The organism is Paenibacillus sp. P4_A9 (genome assembly GCF_056402415.1).
Window position 1 is genome coordinate 409,423 of the sequence record NZ_JBFUHL010000001.1, and the last position, 19,109, is coordinate 428,531.

The 19,109-nt window shown below is 47.2% G+C and carries 19 protein-coding genes; 3 read left to right on the plus strand and 16 right to left on the minus strand.

Annotated features, from left to right (window positions below; translation table 11 throughout):
* Nucleotides 1-95: 95 nt before the first annotated feature.
* Both AC1DVJ_RS01890 and AC1DVJ_RS01895 read left to right on the plus strand, forming a co-directional pair.
* Nucleotides 96-1,112, plus strand: coding sequence for a peptidoglycan DD-metalloendopeptidase family protein (locus tag AC1DVJ_RS01890; protein ID WP_477587894.1), 1,017 nt, complete (start codon nt 96-98; stop codon nt 1,110-1,112).
* Nucleotides 1,109-1,567 carry a bactofilin family protein gene (locus AC1DVJ_RS01895; protein WP_477587896.1) on the plus strand — a complete coding sequence of 153 codons (459 nt, stop codon included), beginning with the start codon at nt 1,109-1,111 and terminating at the stop codon, nt 1,565-1,567. The genes AC1DVJ_RS01890 and AC1DVJ_RS01895 overlap by 4 nt, the downstream gene beginning before the upstream one ends.
* 92 nt (nt 1,568-1,659) lie before the next feature.
* Here the strand turns inward: AC1DVJ_RS01895 and AC1DVJ_RS01900 are convergent, their stop codons facing one another.
* The 6 genes from AC1DVJ_RS01900 to AC1DVJ_RS01925 all read right to left on the minus strand — a co-directional run bounded on the left by AC1DVJ_RS01900 (nt 1,660) and on the right by AC1DVJ_RS01925 (nt 7,300).
* Nucleotides 1,660-2,685, minus strand: a complete 1,026-nt coding sequence (locus AC1DVJ_RS01900) for an ABC transporter substrate-binding protein (protein WP_477587898.1) — start codon at nt 2,683-2,685, stop codon at nt 1,660-1,662.
* Between the two features lie 13 nt (nt 2,686-2,698).
* On the minus strand, nt 2,699-3,463 hold the full coding sequence (locus AC1DVJ_RS01905) for an ABC transporter permease (protein WP_477587899.1): 765 nt from the start codon (nt 3,461-3,463) through the stop codon (nt 2,699-2,701).
* A complete protein-coding gene (locus AC1DVJ_RS01910) occupies nt 3,396-4,235 on the minus strand; it encodes an ABC transporter ATP-binding protein (protein ID WP_477587901.1) in 840 nt (279 codons plus the stop codon). The genes AC1DVJ_RS01905 and AC1DVJ_RS01910 overlap by 68 nt, the downstream gene beginning before the upstream one ends.
* 25 nt (nt 4,236-4,260) lie before the next feature.
* Nucleotides 4,261-5,520 (minus strand): DUF445 domain-containing protein, encoded by a 1,260-nt coding sequence (locus tag AC1DVJ_RS01915; RefSeq protein WP_477587902.1) that lies wholly within the window; start codon nt 5,518-5,520, stop codon nt 4,261-4,263.
* A 137-nt stretch (nt 5,521-5,657) separates the two neighbouring features.
* Entirely contained in the window at nt 5,658-6,326 is a 669-nt protein-coding gene (locus AC1DVJ_RS01920) for an HD domain-containing protein (RefSeq protein ID WP_477587903.1), read from the minus strand.
* The gene (locus tag AC1DVJ_RS01925; RefSeq protein WP_477587904.1) at nt 6,323-7,300 is read right to left on the minus strand and encodes a TrmB family transcriptional regulator; all 978 of its coding nucleotides are present in this window, start codon (nt 7,298-7,300) and stop codon (nt 6,323-6,325) included. Before AC1DVJ_RS01925 ends, AC1DVJ_RS01920 begins: the two co-directional genes overlap by 4 nt.
* Nucleotides 7,301-7,489: 189 nt before the next feature.
* Here AC1DVJ_RS01925 and AC1DVJ_RS01930 point away from each other — a divergent pair, with 189 nt between their 5' ends.
* Nucleotides 7,490-7,942 (plus strand): flavodoxin, encoded by a 453-nt coding sequence (locus tag AC1DVJ_RS01930; protein ID WP_477587905.1) that lies wholly within the window; start codon nt 7,490-7,492, stop codon nt 7,940-7,942.
* A gap of 50 nt (nt 7,943-7,992) precedes the next feature.
* Here the strand turns inward: AC1DVJ_RS01930 and AC1DVJ_RS01935 are convergent, their stop codons facing one another.
* The 10 genes from AC1DVJ_RS01935 to AC1DVJ_RS01980 form a co-directional block, all read right to left on the minus strand.
* Entirely contained in the window at nt 7,993-8,679 is a 687-nt protein-coding gene (locus tag AC1DVJ_RS01935; RefSeq protein WP_477587907.1) for an MgtC/SapB family protein, read from the minus strand.
* A 140-nt stretch (nt 8,680-8,819) separates the two neighbouring features.
* Entirely contained in the window at nt 8,820-9,509 is a 690-nt protein-coding gene (locus AC1DVJ_RS01940) for a response regulator transcription factor (protein ID WP_477587909.1), read from the minus strand.
* Nucleotides 9,506-10,981 (minus strand): sensor histidine kinase, encoded by a 1,476-nt coding sequence (locus AC1DVJ_RS01945; protein ID WP_477587911.1) that lies wholly within the window; start codon nt 10,979-10,981, stop codon nt 9,506-9,508. The genes AC1DVJ_RS01940 and AC1DVJ_RS01945 overlap by 4 nt, the downstream gene beginning before the upstream one ends.
* A gap of 125 nt (nt 10,982-11,106) precedes the next feature.
* Nucleotides 11,107-12,210, minus strand: a complete 1,104-nt coding sequence (tnpB, locus tag AC1DVJ_RS01950) for an IS200/IS605 family element RNA-guided endonuclease TnpB (RefSeq protein WP_477587912.1) — start codon at nt 12,208-12,210, stop codon at nt 11,107-11,109.
* A 160-nt stretch (nt 12,211-12,370) separates the two neighbouring features.
* The gene (locus AC1DVJ_RS01955; protein WP_477587914.1) at nt 12,371-13,126 is read right to left on the minus strand and encodes an ABC transporter permease; all 756 of its coding nucleotides are present in this window, start codon (nt 13,124-13,126) and stop codon (nt 12,371-12,373) included.
* On the minus strand, nt 13,119-13,856 hold the full coding sequence (locus AC1DVJ_RS01960) for an ABC transporter ATP-binding protein (RefSeq protein WP_477587916.1): 738 nt from the start codon (nt 13,854-13,856) through the stop codon (nt 13,119-13,121). Before AC1DVJ_RS01960 ends, AC1DVJ_RS01955 begins: the two co-directional genes overlap by 8 nt.
* An 83-nt stretch (nt 13,857-13,939) precedes the next feature.
* A complete protein-coding gene (locus AC1DVJ_RS01965) occupies nt 13,940-14,875 on the minus strand; it encodes a hypothetical protein (RefSeq protein WP_477587918.1) in 936 nt (311 codons plus the stop codon).
* Nucleotides 14,876-15,101: 226 nt separating this feature from the next.
* A complete protein-coding gene (locus AC1DVJ_RS01970) occupies nt 15,102-16,268 on the minus strand; it encodes a Ger(x)C family spore germination protein (RefSeq protein WP_477587920.1) in 1,167 nt (388 codons plus the stop codon).
* Complete coding sequence (locus AC1DVJ_RS01975) at nt 16,265-17,716, minus strand: spore germination protein (RefSeq protein WP_477587922.1); 1,452 nt, start codon at nt 17,714-17,716, stop codon at nt 16,265-16,267. Before AC1DVJ_RS01975 ends, AC1DVJ_RS01970 begins: the two co-directional genes overlap by 4 nt.
* On the minus strand, nt 17,717-18,808 hold the full coding sequence (locus AC1DVJ_RS01980) for an endospore germination permease (RefSeq protein WP_477587923.1): 1,092 nt from the start codon (nt 18,806-18,808) through the stop codon (nt 17,717-17,719). It lies immediately after the preceding gene.
* Nucleotides 18,809-19,109: the final 301 nt, after the last annotated feature.

Consider the following 19,109-nt stretch of genomic DNA (forward strand, 5'->3'; position numbering starts at 1 on the left):
CCTGTCGGAAAAATTAGGCATGACTCCTCCCACTGTGGAATACAATCGTAAACAAGAAGGGGGACATCATTGTTACGGAAAGGGAGGAGGATCTGTTGAAATTCATTTGGGGCAAAAAAGAAATCACCTTCATGATCATTCCGGGTGCCAACCGCCATACCGTAAGATTCAAGCTTCCGCACAGTAGTCTCTATATTGTGCCTAGTGTGATCCTGCTTGTGTTGATCGGTTTCTTTGTGACGATTTACTTGATGAATACCCGGTCCCATCAAACTCAGAACAACATGCAACAAGCTTTCGATGGACAAGAACGTCAGCTAGTAGATCAAATTACACATAAAACGAGTGAGCTTGAACAGCTGCAAATTGATTTGATTGACCTGGCTCAAAAAGCCGATGAGTTTAAGGTAAAGCTAGAGGAAATCAGGAAATTGGATCATGTGATTGAGCTGATGAGTCAGCCAGAAACCGTAAACGGGACAAGCAAAAAAACAGCGAGCATCTCGAGCACCAAGCCAGTTCATGGGACGAATGTAGATGTTGGCGGCAGCGATGTTCCTGTCAATTCAGCAGAAGTATCAACCCTCGTTAGTCAAACCAAACAAGGGCTTTTTTCATTAGTTGGGGATATTAATGCTCTCCACGACAACTTAACTGAATCGGAAGCCAAAATTAAAGAAGCCGAACATTTACGCAGCATTACGCCAACGATTTGGCCTGTCGCCTCACGGAGTATCACCTCTGGATTCGGTATCCGAATAGATCCCTTTACCTTTAGACCTTCCATGCATACCGGGTATGATATCGATGGCGAATACAATGACCCCGTCTACGTAACTGCAGCAGGTAAAGTCATCGCTGTGGGCTATGATGGCGAGCACGGTAACTATATCATTGTTGATCACTCACGAGGCATTGAAACGGAGTATATGCATTTGAATAAAATACTCGTAAAACGCGGAGAATCTGTAACAAAAGGTCAGCAAATCGGCCTCGTCGGTTCCACTGGACGCAGTACTGGCTCTCATCTTCATTATGAAGTTCATAAGAATGGTATCCAGATTGACCCTAAACCCTATCTCATTATGGATCGAAAGGATGAACGCAAATGATTGGAAGCTCGAAATTGAAGCGCATTGATACGAAAACAACGGATACTTTGATTGGAGGCAGCACGATCTGTGAAGGTAGAATTATTTCGGAAGCCAGCCTTCGCATTGAAGGCCAAATGAACGGAGACATTGAGTGTGCCGGTGACATCACGATTGGTGAGAATGCTGTTGTACAATCGAATATCCACGCGCGCGATGTGATTGTTGCCGGCAAAGTGAAAGGCAATATACATACCAAAGGCAAACTGATCGTAACAAGCTCTGGTGTGTTGATTGGGAATATTGATGTACGTTCCTTCATTATTGAGGAGGGTGGCATCTTCCAGGGTAGCAGTGCAATGAATGCAGCTGCGGTACACATGGAAAAAAGCGGCGGCACTGGCGGCAAGGTCATCGATGCCAAGGCGCATAAGCAGCAAAAGAATGAGCAGCAGGCGGCTTCGGGTGGAAATTAGCCTGATGTAAATGTGATTCAGTTGCATGTGGTTGCGAAAATACAAAGAAGAGCTCGTCTCCATCCACTACTGGAATGGGGGCGAGCTCTTTCTCATTTCCCAGCCTTCACTTCGGCCAGCATCGATAAGTCCACGAATCGGCTGAGATCCAGCTCTTCTGGCTTAATTCCCTTGATGTATCTAGCGTCAATCGAAACCTTCGCCATCTCTTCCATCACCTTAACGTCAACTTCCGTGGTTAGCTTGAGGCGGTTAAGCGAGGCTTTGATCAAGCTTTTATCCATGCCTTTACCGCTATATTGTTTCAGTTGATTGTTGATGAGTTCATAAGCTTGGTCAGGACTGTTCTGAATGAACGCGATGCCGTCCATGTTAGCCTTAATAGCGCCTTTCACGATGTCACGATGCTTCGTGATAAAATTATCGCTGGCTACCATGATCACGGTAGGATAGTCACCATGGTTCGGGGGAATATCCTTCCAATCGGCGACGACCTTACCGAGCCCTGCCTTCTCAATCTGGGTTCCCCATGGCTCCGGGACTAGGGCAGCATCGATTTCTTTCTGACGGAAAGAGATCAGTGTATCCGCTGGTGAACGCACGATGAGATGCGCGTTATCCTTGCCTCTGCCTAACGTGATGCCTGCTTGCTGCAGCAGCAGGCGCAGCGAAATTTCATTCGTGTTCCCTTTGGCGGGGATCGCGACGGTTTTATCTTTTAAGTCCGTGATGGCTTGGATACCTGTGTCCGATCTCGCCACCAACACGGCACCGCCGTTATTGGAGCCAGAGACAACACGGAAATTCCCACTTTTTAGAAAGAAAGTTGTTGCGGGCCCTGGACCTACAAAGCCAACATCGATATCCCCCGTCGCCATCGCGATGGACAGATCGGCCCCATTATCAAAGGGGGTCACCTCGATTTTCACCTCATCGCCCCATTCATGGGCAAAATAGCCTTTTTCCAGCGCGATGTAGGCGGCGGCATGGGTCACATTTTTGAACACACCCACCCTAACGGCCTGTGGCTTACCTGATGCTGTCAGCTTTTCCTCGCAGGCGCTCAGTAGTGTAATGGTGAGCAGAAGTAGGATAAGAACTTTGATGCGTTTGCTCATCTGCCTCACTCCTCTACGACTTGGAGCCAGCGAGGCCGTAGCGCTCTAGCACTTTATCTTCTAGTTTTTTGAAACAGAAATGGTCTGATACTGTGCCCAGCACGGCGATAATGATCACGATACACAGCATCAGCGAGGTGTCGCCGAGATTCCGCCCGTCCTGCAACAGCTGGCCTAATCCCGCACCTTTCGCGATCAACTCACCTGCCACAAGTGCCCGCCAAGCGAATGCCCAAGCCGTACGCACACCGTTGATCAAATGAGGAAAAGCAGCTGGAATCATCACTTGGATGAAAAGGTTAAACCCATTGCCCGTTCCCATAGTCTGGGCAGCGCGCAAATAGATTGGCGGGATATTTTTGATCCCTGTGCGACTCGCCAACGCCATCGTCCATGTAGCACCGAGTGTTGTAATGAAAATAACGGAAGTTTCGTTCAATCCGAACCATATAATTGCAAAAGGCAACCAAGCAATACTTGGAATCGTCTGCAACGAGACCACTAGAAAGCCAAGCGTGTCATCGAGCCAGCGATACCTGGCAAATAGAAAACCCAATGTCGTCCCGATGGCGAGTGACAAGGCAAAGGAAATGAGCAATCGCAGCATACTCGCTCCCGCTGCTTGCAGCAGCTCGCCATGGACGATACCGTCATAGAAGGCTTGCAGCGTCTGCGAAACGGAAGGGAATTTCCATCCCCAGCCAAAAATCCTATATCCCGCCTCCCAAGCTATCAGAAGCAGTACCAGAAAAATCGTTCTTCTTAATGCTGTACTCATCGCCAGTCTCCTCTCTCACAACTTTCTCCAGCTCATCCGCCAGCGCGTCCATAATCAACGCCTCCATATGATGAAGCACGGAATCACTGCTTTCGCGAGGTCTCGCTGCTTTGACAGAGAACTCTTTTTTGATCGTGCCGGGACGTGTGGACATCACCAAAACCCGATCCGAAAGAATGACCGCTTCGCGAATATTGTGGGTAATGAAGAGAATCGTTTTGCGCGTACGCATCCATATTTCTTCCAGGTCTTTATGCAAAATAAGGCGTGTTTGCTCGTCTAGTGCGGCGAAGGGCTCGTCCATGAGCAAAATTTCCGGATCCATCGCCAGCGCTCTGGCAATGGCTGCCCGCTGCTTCATCCCGCCTGACAATTCGTGCGGATAACGGTCTGCAAAGCGGCTAAGATGTACCGCCTTGATTTGCTCCATCGCCATCTCGTGGCGCTCTTTCTTCGCGATCCCCTTCTGCTTAAGACCGAAGGCGACATTGTCTAGAACCGTCAGCCATGGAAACAGACCATGCTCCTGAAAAACGACGACGCGGTCCGCACCGGCGCCTGTTACCTTTTTCCCATTAACCAGAATCGTGCCTTCCGATTGCGTATCAAAGCCAGCTACAAGGTTCAGAACCGTGGATTTCCCGCAGCCTGAAGGGCCAAGCAGGGAGACGAACTCCCCTTTATTTATCGTTATTGTGATGTCATTCAACGCTTGGTAGTTGCCGCCAATGCGCTGCACGAACGTCTTGCTGACTCCCTTAATCTCGATCAAGCTCTCTCATCCCCCACGTTGTCGCTTAGAATAACATTTTCAAGCCAGCCAAGCCTAAGCCGATGATAAATCCACAAATGGCACCGTTCACTCGAATCCATTGCAGGTCGCTGCCGATCTTCTCTTCCATCAAAACCGTTAACTTCTCGTTATCGAGTTTGTCTAAGTTTTCTTTCACGAGTTGGCCGATTTTACTGTGATTTTGTTCCACATAGGACGCGATTTGCTCTTGGATCCAGTCCTCGCCGCGGTGCAGCATCTCCGGATTTTCACGTATGGAATGAAGCATTTTACGAATAATTGGCACCACATGTTGAGGGACAAAATCTGGTTGATCGATGAAGGCTTCCGCTTTTTCTTTTAGTTTTGTGAGTAAATGCGCTAACTTCTCATCGAGATTGAAAAGCTCAGGCAGCTTGGATTTTAGTGACTCTAGCTCCGCTAGAAGCTGTGGATTGCGTTCCAGCTTGTGAAGCTCACCTCGGATGAAACTGAGAACGGCTTCTCGTTTCGGATGCCTGTTCATGCGCATTTGATCGATATACGACAGCACGAAATTCTGGATGATACCGCCGATTTTCTCCTCGTTCACCATACCGATAAACGCGTTCACAGCAAAAGCCATGAAGCCATTGGACTGCAGTCCCTCGAACGCTTTGATCGCCATCGCACCTAGTTGATCGCGCGTATCCGCTTTGATCACCCAGGCTGCTGCTTTATCGAGAACAAAATCTAGGGTTTTACCGTCATAACCGCCGTCTTCGATGGTGTCCACGAGGGTGCGCAGGAGCTTGCTAGTGTCAACGTCTTGGAGTGCTTTATGTATTTCCTCTGCGAGGAGAGGGGTTAATTTCTCGAGGTCTATCGCTTGTAGCGCTTGCTTGGCTAGCGCATGGAGTCCTTTGTGCAGGGACGGATTGTCCAACTGCTTGTCTGCGAGCTCTAGGCCACGCTCAAGAAAACGGATCTGTTGCAAACGAGCACGAATGGTTTCTTTCGAGAGCAGCTCATTCTGCACGGTGGAGACGAGCGCCTTCGTGATCTTCTCGCGATTGTTTGGCAGTAACGCCGTGTGCGGGATTGGAATCCCCAGTGGATGACGGAACAAGGCACTGACTGCGAACCAGTCGGCCAGTCCGCCGACAACCCCTGCTTCGAACCCGCCTTGCAGGAATGTGCCCCAGACCGTAGAGGAAACTGCCGTCGGCAGCGTAGCTAGAAAGCCCGCCCCCATGACACCGAGTGAAACCGTTGCTATATACTTTGCTTCTTTTTTCTTTGTCATCTTCGTAACATCTCTTTCCGCGTGAGGTTGATGAATCATTCTTTCTATTTTAGCACAAATTGGAAAGCAACGTGGTAATGAGGGGGAGGAACGCAAAAAAAGAGAGCCGCCATCGGCCCTCTCTCCAATAAACAATCTTATCGCTCGCCTTCCCACTCTGCATAAAACTGCTGCAGATAAAGCTCCATGAAGCGATGCCGCTCCTCCGCGAGCTCCCTCGCGTAGGCCGTATTCATAAGCTCCTTCAGCTTGAGGAGCTTCTCGTAAAAGTGATTAATCGCGGTGTCGTTGCCCCCGCGATATTCCGCCACCGTCATCTGCTCGCGCGCGATGACGGAAGGATCATGAATCGGGCGGCCTTTCCAGCCCGAATAGGCAAACACGCGCGAAATGCCCACCGCGCCGATGGCATCCAACCGGTCGGCATCCTGCACGACCTGGCCTTCCAGCGTGCGCATTGGCGGCCGCGCGCCGCCCTTGAACGACATCGTGCTGATGATCTCCAGCACGTGCTCCACTTGCGCCGCCGGCGTGCCGCTGGCGGCGAGCCAAGCCTCCAGCTCGCGCTGCGCCGCAGCTGGATCGGCGTTCAGCTTCTCGTCGACAACGTCGTGAAGCAACGCCGCAAGCTCGCAGACGAAGCGGTCGGCGCCCTCTTGGGCGGCAATGCGTTTCGTCGTCTGCACCACGCGATAAATATGCCACCAGTCATGGCCGCTGCTATCTCGCTCTAGCTTTTCCTTCACGAGTTCTTCCGCCGCGAGTAATATCCGTTCTTGATCTTCTACACGCTCATGCTGCATCATTTCTTCTTTTTCCTCTTTCCCTGCCCAGACTTTCCTTGTTCAAAGATTGCTTGTTCAGACTTCTCTTCGCCGGTCTTCTCTTCGACAGATGCACCCTCATCGAGACTTCCCAATTCTCCTGCGATCTCATTCCCCGAATGAAGCTTAACCGCAATCAATTTGGCCTCTTCCACTTTCTTCGGTTCAGGCACTTTGCCATCAATATGTTTCTGTATGATTTTCTTAAAATTTTTTCCATATTTATCCTCGAGCTTCGCACCCATATCCTGCTGCAGCTCATGAATCACGACACTACTGCAAAAATGATTATACAACAACTCCACCATCGCAGGGTGTTCGGTTAGCATCGCAAGTGTTGGATCTTCTCCGCCACGTGTGCCAACGATCGCCAGTTTACGATCAATAAGCATCGCAAATTTCCGGCCTTCCTGACCCTTCAAGCCCTCGACCCGTTTACGTGCAAAAGGATAGAAACCAGCCCCCGCTTCGCGTGTCGGCATGACGATGACACGCACGCCCTGCGTAGCCGCCGCACGAATATCCTCCTTCAGCAGCTTCGCTTCTTCTGGAGAAAGATCACAGAACGCCTCTTCCTTCGCTTTCCTCAGTTCCGAGCGGACATGCTCAATCACCTTGGTGTCGCCTTCCAAGCTAAAGTACTCCGACCGATGCATCTCTTGCTTCGGCAGATGCTCTTTCACGTAGCGGATAGAGGCTTGCAGCTCCGCTTCCATTCGCTCGCCGATCTCCTCGATCGGCACGCTTTGATACACCGTGGGCTCACCATGACTTGTGAGCACTGCGCCCTTTTCCGCGAGCTTTTGTAAAGCTGCGTACACGTTTGAGCGCGATACGCCAAGCCCCTTGGCGATTTCGTAGCCAGTTTGCGTGCCGCTCACGGCAAGCACGTGCAGACATTTGGCTTCCAGATCCGTGAAGCCGAGGTTTTTCAAATGCTGTAGAACATTCTCCATGGCGCAGCTCCTCTTTTCATCCAGAGATCACATCTTAATCCCTATTGTAGCACGTTCTCTTGCCTAGTCGTATCGGGTCGCAGTACGATTTCTCTAAAATTAAATATTGACAATGATAATCATTATCAACTAATATGATGGAAGTTAATGGGTTGCTATTTCAAATTAATTCCACATAGGAGGTCCACCATGTCCAAAATAATCATTGTCTACGCAAGCATGTCTGGAAATACGGAAGAACTCGCCGATGCGATTGCAACCGGCATTCAAGAGGCAGGAATCGAGCCTGTACTCAGAAACGTAATGGATACCAACGCTAGTGAACTCGAGAACTATGAAGGTATTCTTCTTGGGGCTTACACGTGGGGAGATGGCGATTTACCGGATGAATACGAAGATTTCTACGAGGAAATGGATGATGTGAATCTACAAGGACGCAAGTTCGGTGTATTTGGTTCTGCTGATTCTTCTTATACGTATTTTGGCAAAGCAGTGGATACGCTCGAAGAAAAGCTCGCTGAAATTGGCGGGGAAAAGGTATTTGATGGCTTCAAGGTGGAGCTTAATCCGACCAAGGATGAGAAACAACTATGCCACGAGCTAGGCCTCAAATTCGCAGCAGCATTAGGCGTTTCTATATAAAAGACAAAAGACCGGAAAGCAGCCCCCGCGGCCACGATCCGGTCCCTTCCTCAAAGTGTCTCTACCTCAGCAATCTCGATGTATTCCATACTCTTCATTTCATCGTAAACCTCAGAAGCATATTTCCGGTCAACGTAGACGATGAAGTTGAGCTCCTGCAGCTCTTTGCTCAATTCTTTGATATGAACACTTTTCATTTTGTACCCTTTGGCAATTATCGCTTTGATAATCGTCGTTAAGTTTCCATCATGTGAAACAATCAAACGCACGCGGAGATCCTTCATGATCAGCGGTCTAGGCCCCATTTTTTTAATAAAATAAGGCAAGACGATTACGCTAATCAGAATGAGCAGAAGTCCGAAAAATGCTTCCACATAAAACCCCGCTCCAACTGCAATACCAAGGCCCGCTGCTCCCCAAATCATAGCTGCCGTTGTCAAACCAATAATAACATCATTGTGTTTGCGAAGTATGACACCTGCTCCCAGAAAACCGATCCCGCTCACCACTTGCGCCGCCAACCTCATGGGGTCCATGACATGTAAACCAGCAACAGCGTACTTATTCGCCGATTCGATGGACACGATTGTCAATAGACAGCTGCTTAGGCAAATAACAAGCGACGTCTTAAGTCCAAGCGGTTTATTCCTAATTTCTCGTTCCAATCCAATAATTAATCCAAAAATTGCTGATATCCCAAGTCTCATTAAGATATGTAGATCTACAGTAAATTCCATTGTCGTTGACTCCTCTAGTTAAGTAACCTTTACAATATCTTAACAAAGTAACGAAGTAAATAACCATTTGTTAATTAAGATAATGTTTATGCCGACAAACAAAAAGCCTGAGACGAGTTAGCCGCTCATCCCAAGCCTATTTAAATTCGAAAGCGATAGCCCGCTCCCCATATGGTTTCTATATATTGTGGATTGGATGGATCTTGCTCCACTTTCTCTCGCAGCTTACGGATATGTACGGTCACAGTGGCAATCTCCCCCATGGCGTCCATGCCCCACAACAGATCGAATAGCTGCTCTTTGCTGTATACTCGATTCGGATTCATCGCGAGATGAGTCAGCAGGTCGAATTCTTTGGTCGTGAACATAACCTCTCGCTCATTCACGAACACGCGTCGCGCCGTTTTATCAATCATTAAACCGCGAATGCGAACCTCATCATTCTTCGACTCACGCCTCCCCATCAGCCGTTCATACCGGGCTAAATGGGCTTTCACCCTAGCCACCAGCTCACTTGGGCTAAACGGTTTGATCATGTAATCGTCGGCTCCAAGGCCGAGACCGCGTATCTTGTCGATGTCTTCCTTTTTAGCAGAAACCATGACGATGGGAATGTCCTTCACGCTACGAATACGTCGGCAAATTTCGAAGCCATCCATAATTGGAAGCATGAGATCAAGTATCACCAGATCATAGTCTATCGTCAGAGCCCGCTCAAGCCCACGCTCGCCGCTCGTCTCTATATCAACCTCGTACCCGTTAATTTCCAAATAATCGCGTTCCAGCTCGGCAATACTTTGTTCATCCTCTACGATCAAAATCCGACTCATACTTCGCTTCCCTTCCCCTGATAGCGTGGTAAGGCCATAAACACGGTGGTGCCCTGCCCAACCACGCTCGTTGCACCAATGCGCCCGCCATGCTCTTCAATAATTTGCTTCGCAATAGCGAGTCCTAACCCGCTTCCACCTGTTGCCGTATTTCGTGAAGGATCTGCGCGATAGAAGCGGTCGAAAATATGCGGAAGCGCCTCCTCCGAGATGCCCTGACCATTATCCTTGATTTGAATAACAGCGAAGTCGCCTTGTTTTTGTAGACTTAATGCGATCTGGCAGTTACCTTCTTCACTGTATTTCATTGCATTCTCTATTATGTTTAGAAGCACGCGTCTAAGCTTATCACGATCTGCGGTAACCATTACCGGCTCTTGCGGTAGATCGGAAAGCGTAAACTGGACTCCTTTTTTCTCCATATCAAACTGCAATTCCTGCGCGCAATCCTGCACGTAGAGTCCTAGATCGACGGTTTCGAATTGAAACGGAACTTTACCCAGATCCAACTTAGAAAATAGAAACAGCTCATCAATCAGCCGATCCATATCCGCCGCCTTGTTATAAATCGTTCGAATATATTTATCCAGCTTATCCGGCGAGTTCGAAACACCGTCCATTATGCCTTCCACATAGCCTTTGATCGCGGTGACTGGTGTTTTCAAATCATGCGAAATATTCGAAATGAGCTCTTTACGATTCTCCTCATATTGAAGTTGCAGCTCCACGGATTTCTTAAGCTTACGCCGCATTTCTTCAAAAGCGACACTGAGCTCGCCAAGCTCATCGTTCCCGTGTGGAACAATTTGAAAGTCCAGATTCCCCTCTTTAATCTCCTCTGTTGCACGCTTGAGTGCTCGCAGGGGCCGAATAATGCTGCGCGAGACGAAGTAAGTCAGCACACCATTGGTGGCGATGAGGATAAACAGAAATGTTACGACAACAGACTTAGAGAACTGGTGCAAATATTTCTGAAAAGGACCTCCGTCTAGAAACACAAACACGGTGCCTTTGCTTTTATCAGCAAAAAAGAAATCCTGCTGTCTAGTTATCCACAGGGAACCTTGATTCCGTTGGAATTTCCCTGAAGATGTACCGAACTCCGGCAGCTTCGCGGTATCCCCAGCCTCACCCTGCTTAATGTAAGGAGAGATATAGGTGATGGCTTGATCCTTACGGATGATCAGACCCATGTTGATTTTGTGAAAGCGCTGCTCCAAATCCTTTACGAAAACCTCATCCAGAAATGCATTCGGATCGGTATCTGTCTTCGCCTTCATATAGGCGACGTTTTCCAGTTCCTGGTCGACGACACGCTTGATCGGATTACCATGGGAGAAGTCAATTTCAAAGCCGGATTTCAAGCTCCCGAAGGTGGCAATGCTGATGAGAATGACGGCTAGCCCAAAGAGCACAAGCGGTACAAGCAGCATGGCAATATAGGATAGGACTAGGCGTACGCGAATCGACATCGGGGGGTCAGAGCTCCTTTTTTTGTACTTTTCATGACTAAGTCATGAAATTCTTGGGTAGTCCCTTCTAACGAAGGGAAATTTACCAAGCTAACCCTGTAGTTCCTACAGTTCGTGTAATGGGATTACACAGTAATCAGTCTTTTACCTTCAGAAAGAATATTTAAACTTGCATTGAAATCTCTATCATGATGTGCTCCACAATCAGGACAGTTCCACTCACGCAAGTTTAGATCTTTAACATCTTTATGTTTATAACCACAGCAGGAGCATAGCTGTGAAGATGCATATGTTTTACCCACAGCCACGACTTTGCGACCATACCACTTCGCTTTATACGCCAACATGAAGTGAAACATCGACCAGGATACCTCGCTAATTGCCTTGGCTAATTTATGATTTTTCATCATATTGGCTACTTGCAAGTCTTCAATCGCAATGATGTCGTGGTTTTTGACAATATACGTTGAAATTTTTTGCAAATAGTCTGTACGAGCATTCGCAATCTTCTCGTGAATACGAGCTACTTTCATGCGCTGCTTCTTCCAATTGTTGCTGTCTTTCATCCTACGTGAAAGTTTACGCTGTGCCCTAGCCAGGTTCTCTTCAAGTGTGCGAAAGAATTTAGGGTTTCCAAACACTTCGCCACTGGATAGAGTCGCGAAATCTTTCAAGCCAACATCAATCCCAACTTCTTTGCCTGTTTCGAGCAATCCATGGATTTCATCTTCTGTAAGAACAGATACAAAATATCTACCTGATGGATTGCGTCTAATCGTAGTGTTGACGATACGACCTTTGACTTCACGACTTTTAGCAAACTTCACAAGTCCCAATTTAGGCAATTTGATCTGATTGTTAACAATTTCAATGTTTCCATTTGAGTAGTTGGTTTGGTACGATTGTACAAGATTCTTCTTACTCTTAAACGTGGGCTCATCGCTTTGTTTTTTAAAAAAGCGATTGAACGCAACACTCAAATTTCTCAATGCATTTTGTAGCGAAAATTTGTCTGGTTCTTTTAACCAATCTATTTCATGTTTTAGTTTTGTGAGTTCTGCGGAACATGCTCCATAACTTAAACCTTTACCTGTCTCTTGAAATGTGTCATTCCAACGGGCTAGAAAATGATTAAAGACAAAGCGGCTACATCCAATCGTCTTGTTAATAAGTGCTGCTTGTACTGGCGTAGGGTAAATGCGGAACTTGTAAGTTTTGTGATGCAGCATGATGAAAACGGGCCTCCTTTCACCTTGGCATATACTTCCATTATAGCACATACGTTCGCAAAAATGTGTATTTGTTCCTTTTTTTAAACATATGTCGGATAGTTAACGAAGCAACAGCCACGCCACGCCATGTCCGAAGTTTTCTAACTTGCGACTGAAGTCACGAGTAATCCTTTTTATCAAACAAATAATAACCTGCTGTAAAAAATAGTATACTGCACGCTATTAAAAACATAAAGATCGACGTGATCTTACTCGTGACCATCGAACCGCCAACCCAAAGCATATGCCAATCCATGTAAGCGGTCGGGGAGTAGGTTGCGATTTGCGGTACGAAGAAAGCCGCGACTTTGAACGCCAGATACAAGAGGATGCTGACGGTTAACGCTGAGCTGCTGCTCGAGAAAAACTGCGCCAGACATACCGCTGCGACACTTAGCACTAGCAGGGGTAAGAAGGCTGCGCCGTAAGCGAGAAGCCATGTGGAGAGTGTCCCAATGCCACCGAAATGTTGAAATAGTAAAGCAGAGAGCATCGATGCGATGAGAGCCACGACCAAATAGAGCCCAATATAGATGGCGAGTGCTAGTTGTTTGGATGCGAATACCTTGAACCTAGAGAGCGGACGGGTAAGGATGTTTTTCATCGTACGATCCCCCATCTCACCGGAGAATACATCCGCCGCACCCATGAACACGAACAACGGCAGGAAAATACTCGTAAACAAGCCGAGCATCACAATGGGGAAATCCTTCGCGGCGACTGCGCCAATACCGATACCAGACTGGAACCTCGATAGCAAGATACCTGCTAGGATAGGGAGCAGCAAGGTTACGGCTAGGAAAAAGATTGTTTTCTTTTTGTAGGCTAATTTCAGCGTCTCATTCCAGACGTTTGCTGTTAAAATGTTAGGCATTCGCGGCGAGCCCCCTGACGGCTTGAATTTCACGTAAGTAGGCGGCTTCCAAGGATGGGCTGCCTTTGGTCAAATCGGATACGAGTCCCTCGCGGACGAGCTTCCCTTGATGAATGATGCCAATGCGATTGCACATCAGCTCCATTTCGTGGATAAGGTGGGAGGAGATTAAGAATGTAATCCGTTCCTCACGCGCTAACCGCAGGATGATTTCGCGAATGTGAACCATGCCCTCAATATCGAGACCGTTCGTCGGCTCATCGAGAATGAGGAGTTCCGGCTTCGCCAGCATCGCGGCCGCTAGTCCGAGCCTTTGCTTCATGCCCAGTGAGTAACCTGCTACCTTTTCATGCTGGAAAGGGGTTAAGTCTACGATCTCCAGCACTTCATCTATACGCTGCTTGCTCACCGCGGGATACAATCTCGCTGCTTGCTCCAGATTTTTTCTGCCGCTCATGTAAGTGTAAGCTTCTGCCGTTTCGATCAAAACGCCGACCTTCGCCATCGCTTGCTCATACTGTGTTTTCACGTCGTAGCCGAACAGCTTTACCTCGCCTTGCTGCGCTTGAGATAAGCCTGTCATGATCTTCATGACCGTTGTTTTCCCTGCCCCATTTGGTCCAAAAAAACCATATATATCGCCGCGCTGTACGGTCATATTAACTTGATGGATACCGCGCAGATTATTGAATATTTTCGTCACATTGTTCAGTTCAACGACGTGTTTCACGCTGCTTCCGCCTTTCAAAAGGGAAATGAGGAGGTCAACCGAGGTTGACGGCTCCTCTTTGGGTCAGATGGTGCTTGCAGCGCTTAGTGCTTGCTGCCCCAGTTCTTATGCTTAGACAATTCATCGAATTTCACGTTCTCCACTTGCTTCCCGCTCAAATCAATCGTATCTGGCGTTGTTGAATTCAAGCTGGAGAGTGTCATGTCAATTCTTAACACCACATCATGCTCAGCTCCTTGTGCATCTTTACCTGACAAATGAATCTGAGCGGATTGACTCGTAATGTGATCATCTCCGTCCACGCTCGCATTCACTTCCACGTCATCCATGGAGATGTCGGAAGAAAGCTGCGGCAAACTGTTGCGCAAAGTTTGAAGGTCGATCCCCAGCGTGTTCGCTTTGGCTGGCACTGGCTCATCTTTGGACATGACACCATGTTTGATAACAAGGGAGCCCACTGTGTTCACAACCGGAGAAATCTGGCTGCCGGACAGTTTAAAATGAATTTCTTTACCGTTACCTGCGGCTTCGTCCATCGTGACATAATTCTTCAAGTTGCCGACTAGGGCATCCACGACATTTTCCACTTCGCTGATGGCTTGTGGATCTGGGGTATGATTGCCTTTGTTATGTCCTTTGAACTTCTCTGGCGCTCCGTCACCTTCGATAACTTTGTATACGTCTGAATCGGCTGTTTTGATAATTTGCTTACCATCTTGGCTGTAGAATTGAATTGTTTGTTCGTCATCCGTACCGCTCTGCACCTTCACTTGCGCGCTCCCTGCGTGATCGGCTCCGCCGGTTTTGATCGTTGATTTTACTTGGAGCAAGGATGCGCCGTTATCCTGTAAGGACACGTTCACTTGACGCGTTACGTTCTTGATTGTCGCTGTTTGTTTCACGGCTGATTTGAAAGCTTCATATCCGGGAGCTTCTCCCACACCTGCATATACTGAGGTCACTAGCATCATGCTGCCTACCGCTACACCTAATCCCAACATCGCTAACTTCTTATTCATCTCGTCCTGCCTCCGCGTAATACATACGCTATCTCTAATTTGGCTGCGCCCTGCGCTTCCATATTGACTATCTTAGCCTTCAAGGGTTAATTACCACTAAAGTGCCTATTAACACCGCCTAAAACAATTCTTAAATTTTTCTAAACTGGGCTTGGCAGGGTCCTTTCTACAAAAGAAAAGAGGCTTTCCACCTGATCATAGGACCAGGGAAGATAGCCTCTCCATGCTAATAATCTCTATGTTTTCCCCTTATCTTGAGCATGCCAGAGTGGCTCACCTTCGCCCTCACAGTGACGTTTCCGAGCTGGTAGTCGGTCAATACCTTCTCACCATTGTCGGTAAGTTTAGCCCATGCGGCAAAATCGTCTCGATACAGCTCATGCTCCAATCCAAATAGATCGATTCCTCGGCCTTTTCCAAGATTAAATGTCATCTCGACTTCTTCTGCAATTTGTTTGGCAATTAGCTTTTCCAAAGTAACCTCGTCAATCACCTCATTTATTTCAGCAATGGATGCTTTTGCTTTAATCTCTATATCGAAAATGGGTTGCTCACCATCTAAACGGGGCTTAATGCGTGACTTTGGTTGGATAATCACGCTTTGAACCGCTTTGCCATCTTTATACAGAACTAATTGCGAACGACCTGCATGCTTATTCAACCATCGTAAACCTTTTAATTGCTTATCTGAAAAATGCTCCAATTGGTCGTGTAGATTAACGGCGTAGACACCGTTCACCACTAACTTGGGATCTGGTTTTTTGTTTTTCACCCATACTTCATCTGCGATACCCAGAGAAGGCAGCAGGACCGTCATCCCAGGCTCCCTTGAATTCGAAACCACTTTATACAAACGACGCGGAAGGATGAAAGATCGCTGACGATAATTATCTGTAGGCTGCATCAAAATAGAGTTCAAAGGTGAGCCGTTGAAGAAAGGGAGGATGGAGAAAACGGACTCAATCGACTCGTCAGTACTATACACCCATTGTGTGTATCTCGTTTCGATGGAACGTATAGCTCCGTCCGCAAATTTGCTACTCCCTTGACTTAAAGCTCTTTTAGTAAACAAATAGGCATTGATATGCCCCCAAAATACGCGTTGCTGAGACGTACGATAAAGATTATTGAATGCTTCGTTAGCCGTCGCTCCTTCTTCCCTACCTACCCAGATCAAAGGCGCCGCCCCTGAAGAAAAACCTCCTCCCTCTGTTCTAGCCACGCTTCCGAAAGACAGCATCTGTCCATAAACGATATACTTCCCGTCTTGATAATCGAAACCAACCGCCGTCATGTAATTTGTATCTTGAATCGTTTTCATATCCCAACAACCTGTCAGACTAAACAATAAGAAGAAACCAACGGACAATTTCACCCAAAAAGTTCTTATCATGAGTGTTCACTTCCTTGCCTTGTATCATCCTGCGGCTCGAGTTCCTTCGGTCTTCGTGTAAACTTCTTCCATCGCTTGGCCAGTAAGCCTGTAAGAAGCTCCCCAGATTGAGGTGGTGAAATCGGGGAGAGATATGGCACTCCGAACGACTCTAGTGTCGACATATACAATACAAGCCCCACGAGAGATATCATGAAACCGTACATACCGAATACCGTGGAGATCAAAAGAATAATAATACGTATAATGGTAACCGTACCAGCCAGAGACTGACTTACAAGGGTGTACATGGCTATCGTGGACAAGGAAGTTGTGACCAAGGTTGTAGGACTTGTAATGCCTGACCGTATGGCCGCATCCCCAACAATTAAGCCGCCAACGACGGTAACCGTTTGTCCGACTGCTTTGGGCAACCTGGCACCTGCTTCTCGGAACAATTCAAATAACAGCAGCATAATAATAAAATCCATCGGGCCTGATAAGGGCAATCCCATTCGTGAAGCTGAGATCGTAGCTACGAGTTGATACGGAATTTGGTCTAAATTATAGCTGGAAACCGCAATCCATAAGCCAGGCAGAAATAAGGCAATAAGCAAGCCGATCATTCGTAGAAAGCGCTCGAAAACGAGGTAATAGGTGGGATTATGTACATCCTCAGGTGAATTTAACAAAGAAGTCAAGTTGGCAGGCGCTATAAGAACCATCGGTGATCCATTCACGATGACGCTGAATCGACCGCGAAGTAAGCTGTCCGCTACAAAGTCTGGCCTCCCTGTGTAATTTAACAGTGGAAATAAGGAATACTTTCTTCCTGTTAAGACTTCTTCAAGTTGTGAGCTGCTAATAACCGCATCGACGTCAACTGATTGCAGCCGATCTCTTGCTTCTTGCAAGATCGACTCATTCATCACATCTTCGAGATAGAGTAACGCTACTGTTGTGTTGCTTCTTCGTCCTAATGATATCTTCTCACAGCATAAGCTAGGTGTTGTCAATCGTTTGCGAATTAAAGCGATATTCGTAATTACATCTTCCGTAAAGCCGTCTCGCGGTCCTTTAATGGAGGTTTCCGTGCTCGATTCTTCTGGTGAACGGTTCGGAGGTGCTGAGATATCCAGCGAATAGCTCTCCTGTGTATTTTCAAAAAATAAGATGAGCTGCCCCGAGTAAACAGAAATCTTCATGTCTTCCATGACCTGATTCCCTATCAGCTTGGTCAATTGCAACATCGAACTCAAATCCAAAGCGTCTTCATTGCGATAAAAGTCACTGTTGACAAAAGCCTGGAGCTTAGGCAGAACAAGCCCCTCGATCGTGTCAGTTCGTATCATGCCCTCACAATACAACATCGTAACTCGGTTAACGATGTTCCCCTGTGTGACAGGATACGATTTCAATACAACGTCATCAGAGAGCGCAAACCATTCTCGGAAATCATGTTCATTCACTTAAGCTTCCTTCTCCTTTCCCCTTATTGGCAATATTGCAACAAGAAGCAAGAATAATAACAGCAATAAGCCTGCTGTAAACATAAAGGTATAGTAATATTTTTGAAGAAACCCCACCATCCCGATGTCCGAAATAGGATACAAACTTAACCCAAACAAACCAAGACTGAGCCAGATCAGGATGTGCGTTCGGGTTGATTTCTTCTGAATTCTCATCACATCCACGAATATAAACATCAAGATCGAAGTTCGCATGCATGACCCTGACATCCATTGGAAAATCGATAAGGAGTCTAGGTGGGAAATATATTTGCCCAAGGTCACCATCCGCCATTGTTCAAAGGCAGGATATCTTAAATCTGCCGCCTCGAAAGGTCCAAATATCGCGATAGCCCCCGTTAAAGGTCCGATGGTTAGCCCTATCACACACGTGGTAAGAATGAGCAGCCCTCGCAATCGAATGCGCGTTCGGACATGATGCTGCATAATGAGAACACTCATTATTTCGAAGGAAGCGCTGCAGGTAAGCAATGTACATATGAGCGTCGGTCCATAACCGTGTGTGAAGAGCGGTGTGAGAAGTGTGTAATCCTTGTATTGAAAGTTGGCACCCATCACAAAGTAACCAAGAACAACAACAGCTGGCAACAGGATACCTGACGAAATCGCAATTGCCTTAATACCTTCTCTTGCTGCAAAAAAGCAAAATAGGATAAACATCAATGTAATAATCATGAGGGGTGTTCTGGGTAAGTAGGTGATGTGAGTCCACATCGTTACATCCTTGATCGTGATGAACGATTGCGAAAAGCAGCTCAAGGCAATGGTAAATTGTAAGACATACATCCCCCATTTCCCCAGCCTCATTCTTACCCAAAGAAGTAACTCACCCTGCTTGGTTCGTTTAACCAAGAAATAGATCAGACAAGTCCAGACAAGCAATGGGATAAGTGCAAGAGAGGCTCCTACCCAGGAGTCACGCTTTCCATAATGCAGCAATACGGGGATGAGTAGAACGTGATTCGTAATGGCGATCGAAATGATAATAATCATGTACAATTGCAGGGCGGTAATCTGCTTGTTTCCAGACATAGATAAGCTCCAACTTTGGTATGACGTGAACAGAAATCGGTATCGTTAAGTTCTCCCGCTTCTGGAAAAATATGCGTAAAGACGTGAGAAAGCCGCCCTCCGCTTAGCGGAAGGCGGCTTCATGCAGCCAATTGCTATATTAGAATGTTGCCAATATGATAACCAACAAAATGTACAATACCAGAACAACAGCTGTGCTGGATCCAACGTGTGACATGGTTAGTTCCCCCTTCCGCCTGCTAAACGTGATCTTGTTTGCTCCATGTATTCTATGTTAGGCAGGGCGGATGGGTATGGACGT

Bases quoted from the DNA above. Each gene is read 5' to 3' on its own strand.
- AC1DVJ_RS01895 (WP_477587896.1), top strand. From the start codon at position 1,109: ATGATTGGAAGCTCGAAATTGAAGCGCATTGATACGAAAACAACGGAT.
- AC1DVJ_RS01900 (WP_477587898.1), bottom strand. From the start codon at position 2,685: ATGAGCAAACGCATCAAAGTTCTTATCCTACTTCTGCTCACCATTACA.
- AC1DVJ_RS01905 (WP_477587899.1), bottom strand. From the start codon at position 3,463: ATGAGTACAGCATTAAGAAGAACGATTTTTCTGGTACTGCTTCTGATA.
- AC1DVJ_RS01915 (WP_477587902.1), bottom strand. From the start codon at position 5,520: ATGACAAAGAAAAAAGAAGCAAAGTATATAGCAACGGTTTCACTCGGT.
- AC1DVJ_RS01920 (WP_477587903.1), bottom strand. From the start codon at position 6,326: ATGATGCAGCATGAGCGTGTAGAAGATCAAGAACGGATATTACTCGCG.
- AC1DVJ_RS01925 (WP_477587904.1), bottom strand. From the start codon at position 7,300: ATGGAGAATGTTCTACAGCATTTGAAAAACCTCGGCTTCACGGATCTG.
- AC1DVJ_RS01930 (WP_477587905.1), top strand. From the start codon at position 7,490: ATGTCCAAAATAATCATTGTCTACGCAAGCATGTCTGGAAATACGGAA.
- AC1DVJ_RS01935 (WP_477587907.1), bottom strand. From the start codon at position 8,679: ATGGAATTTACTGTAGATCTACATATCTTAATGAGACTTGGGATATCA.
- AC1DVJ_RS01940 (WP_477587909.1), bottom strand. From the start codon at position 9,509: ATGAGTCGGATTTTGATCGTAGAGGATGAACAAAGTATTGCCGAGCTG.
- AC1DVJ_RS01945 (WP_477587911.1), bottom strand. From the start codon at position 10,981: ATGTCGATTCGCGTACGCCTAGTCCTATCCTATATTGCCATGCTGCTT.
- tnpB (WP_477587912.1), bottom strand. From the start codon at position 12,210: ATGCTGCATCACAAAACTTACAAGTTCCGCATTTACCCTACGCCAGTA.
- AC1DVJ_RS01955 (WP_477587914.1), bottom strand. From the start codon at position 13,126: ATGCCTAACATTTTAACAGCAAACGTCTGGAATGAGACGCTGAAATTA.
- AC1DVJ_RS01965 (WP_477587918.1), bottom strand. From the start codon at position 14,875: ATGAATAAGAAGTTAGCGATGTTGGGATTAGGTGTAGCGGTAGGCAGC.
- AC1DVJ_RS01970 (WP_477587920.1), bottom strand. From the start codon at position 16,268: ATGATAAGAACTTTTTGGGTGAAATTGTCCGTTGGTTTCTTCTTATTG.
- AC1DVJ_RS01980 (WP_477587923.1), bottom strand. From the start codon at position 18,808: ATGTCTGGAAACAAGCAGATTACCGCCCTGCAATTGTACATGATTATT.